Origin of the sequence: Promineifilum sp. (SeqCode) (assembly GCF_041918635.1) — a bacterium.
In the GTDB taxonomy this organism is placed as follows: Bacteria; Chloroflexota; Anaerolineae; order Promineifilales; family Promineifilaceae; genus Promineifilum.
The window spans coordinates 1-3,987 of record NZ_JAYRVJ010000732.1 but is presented as its reverse complement, the minus strand read 5'-3'; the positions used below and the strand labels follow the sequence as shown (position 1 = coordinate 3,987).

The 3,987-nt window shown below is 69.5% G+C and carries 4 protein-coding genes; all 4 read left to right on the top strand.

Annotation, left to right across the window (positions count from 1 at the left end):
* Positions 1–343, top strand: a 343-nt coding sequence (locus tag ACE3UY_RS21300) for an STAS domain-containing protein (RefSeq protein WP_374689489.1), incomplete at its 5' end; no start/stop codon positions are given.
* Positions 344–420: 77 nt separating this feature from the next.
* Positions 421–1,617 carry an acyl-CoA dehydrogenase family protein gene (locus ACE3UY_RS21295; protein ID WP_374689488.1) on the top strand — a complete coding sequence of 399 codons (1,197 nt, stop codon included), beginning with the start codon at positions 421–423 and terminating at the stop codon, positions 1,615–1,617.
* Positions 1,607–3,703 carry a glycosyltransferase family 39 protein gene (locus tag ACE3UY_RS21290; protein ID WP_374689487.1) on the top strand — a complete coding sequence of 699 codons (2,097 nt, stop codon included), beginning with the start codon at positions 1,607–1,609 and terminating at the stop codon, positions 3,701–3,703. Before ACE3UY_RS21295 ends, ACE3UY_RS21290 begins: the two co-directional genes overlap by 11 nt.
* 18 nt (positions 3,704–3,721) lie before the next feature.
* The coding region (locus tag ACE3UY_RS21285) for a phosphotransferase family protein (RefSeq protein ID WP_374689486.1) at positions 3,722–3,987 on the top strand (266 nt) is incomplete at its 3' end.

Genomic DNA, 3,987 nt, shown 5'->3' with positions numbered 1-3,987 from the left:
CTACCTCGACGTCATCGACCAGGTGCGCCGCCTCTATCGGAACGGCAAAGACCAGCTGATCATCGACCTGTCAGACCTGAAGTTCCTGTCCAGTTCCGGGCTGGTGGCGCTGCACAGCGCGGCGCTCATCATGCGCGGCGAAGAGCCGCCCGACCCGGAGTTGGGCTGGAGCGCTTTTCACGCCATCGCCTCTGACGTGGAACAGGGCTTCGAGACGTGCTGCAAGCTGGTCAACCCCCAGGGCCGCGTGAAAAAGGCGCTCGACATGACCGGCTTCAGCGCCTTCCTGGAGGTCTTCGACGACGTAGACGCCGCCATCCGCTCCTTTAACGCCATGGCCTGACGCGGCCACGTAGAGCCGCTCTGAATAATCTGCCAAATCTGCGAAATCTGCGGATTCTTTCACCAGGTGGGTGAGCCATGAACTTCGATGCCCCAACCCCCGAGATGCGGATGCTCCTGCGCACGCTCGATGAGTTCGTGCGCGAGGAGTTGATGCCGCTGGAGCGGCCCTTCCTCTACCACGACTTCGACGCCCTCCTGCCCGCACTAGACGACAAGCGCCGCCAGGCCAAACGCCTCGGCCTCTGGCTGCCGCAGATCCCGCAGGAGTACGGCGGCATGGGTCTATCCCTGTTCGAGCACGGGCTGGTCAGCGAGGTGCTGGGCCGCACGCCGCTCGGCCACTACGCCCTCAACTGCCAGGCCCCCGACGCCGGCAACATGGAGGTGCTCATCGAGCACGGCACGCCTGAGCAGAAGGAGCGCTTCCTGATGCCCCTGCTGGCCGGCGACGTGCGCAGTTGCTTCTCCATGACCGAGCCGGAGAACGCCGGCTCCAACCCGACCTGGCTCAGCACGACCGCCGTCCGCGACGGCGACGACTACGTCATCAACGGCCACAAGTGGTTCAGCACGGGCGGCGATGGGGCGGCCTTCGCCATCGTCATGGCCGTCACCGACCCGGCCGCGGCCAAGCACCGGCGGGCCAGCATGATCCTCGTGCCGGCCGACACGCCGGGCTTCGAGATCGTTGAGAACACATCGGTCATGGGCGAGCGTGGCGCGGGTTGGGCCAGCCACGCCGAAATCCGCTACAGCGATTGCCGCGTGCCCCAGACCAACCGGCTGGGCGCGGAGGGGATGGGCTTCGTCATCGCCCAGCAGCGCCTCGGGCCGGGGCGCATCCACCACTGCATGCGCTGGATCGGCATCTGCGAGCGGGCCTTCGACCTGATGTGCCGCCACGCCGCGCTGCGCGAGGTCGCGCCGGGCCGGCCGCTAGCCGAACTAGGGCCGGTGCAGACGTGGGTCGCCGAGAGCCGGGCGGAGATCGACGCGGCGCGGCTGCTCGTCCTGCAGACGGCCCACCAGATCGACCGCGAGGGAGCGCACGCGGCCCGCGACAGCATCTCGCTCATCAAGTTCCACGTGGCCGGCGTCTTGCAGGCCGTCCTCGACCGGGCCATCCAGGTTCACGGGGCGATGGGCATGACCGACGAGACGCCGCTGGCCTTCTGGTACCGTCACGAGCGGGCGGCGCGCATCTACGACGGGCCGGACGAGGTGCATAAGTGGTCGGTCGCCCGGCGCATCCTGGGGCGGTATGCGGCCTAGCGCTTGGCCGTGGCTGGTGCTCATCACGCTCGGCGCGTTCCTGATCCGGCTGCCCTATTGGGATGTGATCCCCGCCTCCTTCGATGAGGTCGAGCAGACGAGCTACGCCTACCTGATCGCCCAGGGGCAGATTCTCCCGCTCGTCGGCAACGACGCCTACGCCGGGCCGTTCTACTTCTATCTGGTGGCCGGGCTGCTGCGGCTGGGCGTCACCGACCCGATGGTCGGCCGGGCCGTCGTTCTGGCTGCCGGCGTGTTGACCGTCCCGGCGGTCTACGCCTGGGTGTACGTCCTCAGCAGCAGCTGGGTTCCCCACCCTTGGGGAGGGCGCTCTGTTCCCCTCCCACCGGGAGGGGCTAGGGGAGGGTCTGCCTACACCCTTGAACCCTCCCCTAACCCCTCCCATAGGGAGGGGGACCGGCTGGCCGGCCTGCTCGCCGCGCTGTTCGTGGCCCTCAACCCCTATCTCATCGTTGTCAACAGCCACCTCGGCGGCACGACGATGCTGATGCCTCTGTTGACGACGATGTTCCTGCTGGCCCTGACGCTGGCCGTCCGCCGCGACAGCCGCGGCTGGCTCGCCGTCGCGGGGCTGATGGGCGGCCTGGCTATCCAGTCCAACCTGATCGCCGGGCTGGCCGTGGCCGGCGGGTTGCTATGGTTCGCCTGGGAGAGCCGCCGGCTGGCCCACCTCGGCCGGCGGTGGCCGCTGTGGCCTATCGGCGCGGGCCTGATCGTCGTCGCCATTCTGAGTCCGGTGATTCTCTACAACCTGACCGCCGACTTCGGCTCGGCCGCCGCGCTGCAAGGGAAATCCTACCTGTGGGAGGACAACCCGACCGTCCAGACCACGCTCAACAACGTCCGGCGTCTCTCACTCCAGCTCGTGCGGCAGACGGGCGGCGTGTTGGCCGGCAACGAAGCGTTCGCCACGCTGCTCGGCTTCCCGCTGGTCTATCTGGCGCTGATGATCGCCGGGCTGGTCTATACCACTCGTCGCGTCTCCACCCAGCCGCTCTTCGTGATCGCGCCCTTCCTGCTGGTCATGCCCATCGTCAGCAGCCACTACGGCTTCGGCAGCATCGCCCGTTTCACCGCCCACCTCATCCCCGTCTGGGCGGCGGTCATCGCCTGTCTGTTGGCGGCGGGCATTGGCCACCTGCCGCGCCCCGGCGGCCGATGGCGGGGGCCGGCTCTGGTCGCGGCGGCGGCCCTGGCGCTGCTGCTGGTCATCTATCCGGTCGCGTCGCTGTTCCGCCACTACCGGGACGTGAACGCGGCCGGCGAAAGCGGCCGGGCGCTGCTGGAGCTGTCCCGCTACGCCGTCGCCCAGAACCAGGGCGAGCCGGTCTACATCAGCACCATCGAGGCGCTATCGTCGCTGCGGGGCGTGCCCTACGTGCCACACGCCGCCTTCCTGCTGAGCCACATCCACCACGAGTTTCTGCCCGCGCCTGAGATCATCGGCCGGCTGTTCGAGAATCCCGGCCCAGCCTTCTTCCTGCTCAGCGACGACGACGCCGGCCTGATCGCCGGGATGGTCCCGCTGGAGCGCGTCGCCCTCCCCGCCAACGACGAGGCCGCGCTGAGCCGCTACGGTCTCTACCGGCTGCCGCCGGGCGTCGCCCTGCCCAAGCCCGACTTCGTCCTGAGCGAAGCCGACGTTCCCGGCGGCCTCACGCCGGCCGTGACGCTGGGCGGCGGCGTGGAGCTATTGGGCTGCGCCGCGCCCGAGATCGCGCCGGCCGGCGACGCCCTGTCGCTCGACTGCTACTGGCGGGCGCTGGGCGAACTGCCGCCGGATCGCTACGTCGGCTTCCTGCATCTCATCGATCCCGCCACAGGCGGCCCGGCGGCCCAGGACGACCACGCCCTCGGCCGGGAGAGCTACCCGCTCAACGCCTGGCAGCCGGGCGAGGTTATCCGCGAGCGCTTCACGTTGGCGATTCCCCCCGACCTGCCGGCGGGCGACTACCCGCTGCGGCTGGGCGTCTACACCTGGCCGTCCCTGACCCGCCTGACCGTGCCGGGCAGCGCCGACAACGTGGTGGCGCTGCCGCCGGCGCGCATCGACCGTCCCGAATAGGCGCACAGGAGATTGTCCATGAATCCCATGCCCGACGACATCATCCCCGTTCGGCCCGATGAGCGGCTGGACGAAGCGCGGCTGGCCGATTACCTGGCCGGCCGGCTGCCCGGCAGTGAGGGGGCGCTGTCCGTCCGCCAGTTCGGCGGCGGGGCGGCCAACCTGACCTACCTGCTCGACTATGGGACGCACGAGTACGTCCTGCGCCGGCCGCCGCTCGGCCCGGTGGCCGCCTCGGCCCACGACATGGGGCGCGAGTACCGCGTGCTGTCCGTCCTCTGGCG

Excerpts from the sequence above, each read along its gene's own strand:
- ACE3UY_RS21295 (WP_374689488.1), top strand. The coding sequence starts at position 421 with ATGAACTTCGATGCCCCAACCCCCGAGATGCGGATGCTCCTGCGCACG.
- ACE3UY_RS21290 (WP_374689487.1), top strand. The coding sequence starts at position 1,607 with ATGCGGCCTAGCGCTTGGCCGTGGCTGGTGCTCATCACGCTCGGCGCG.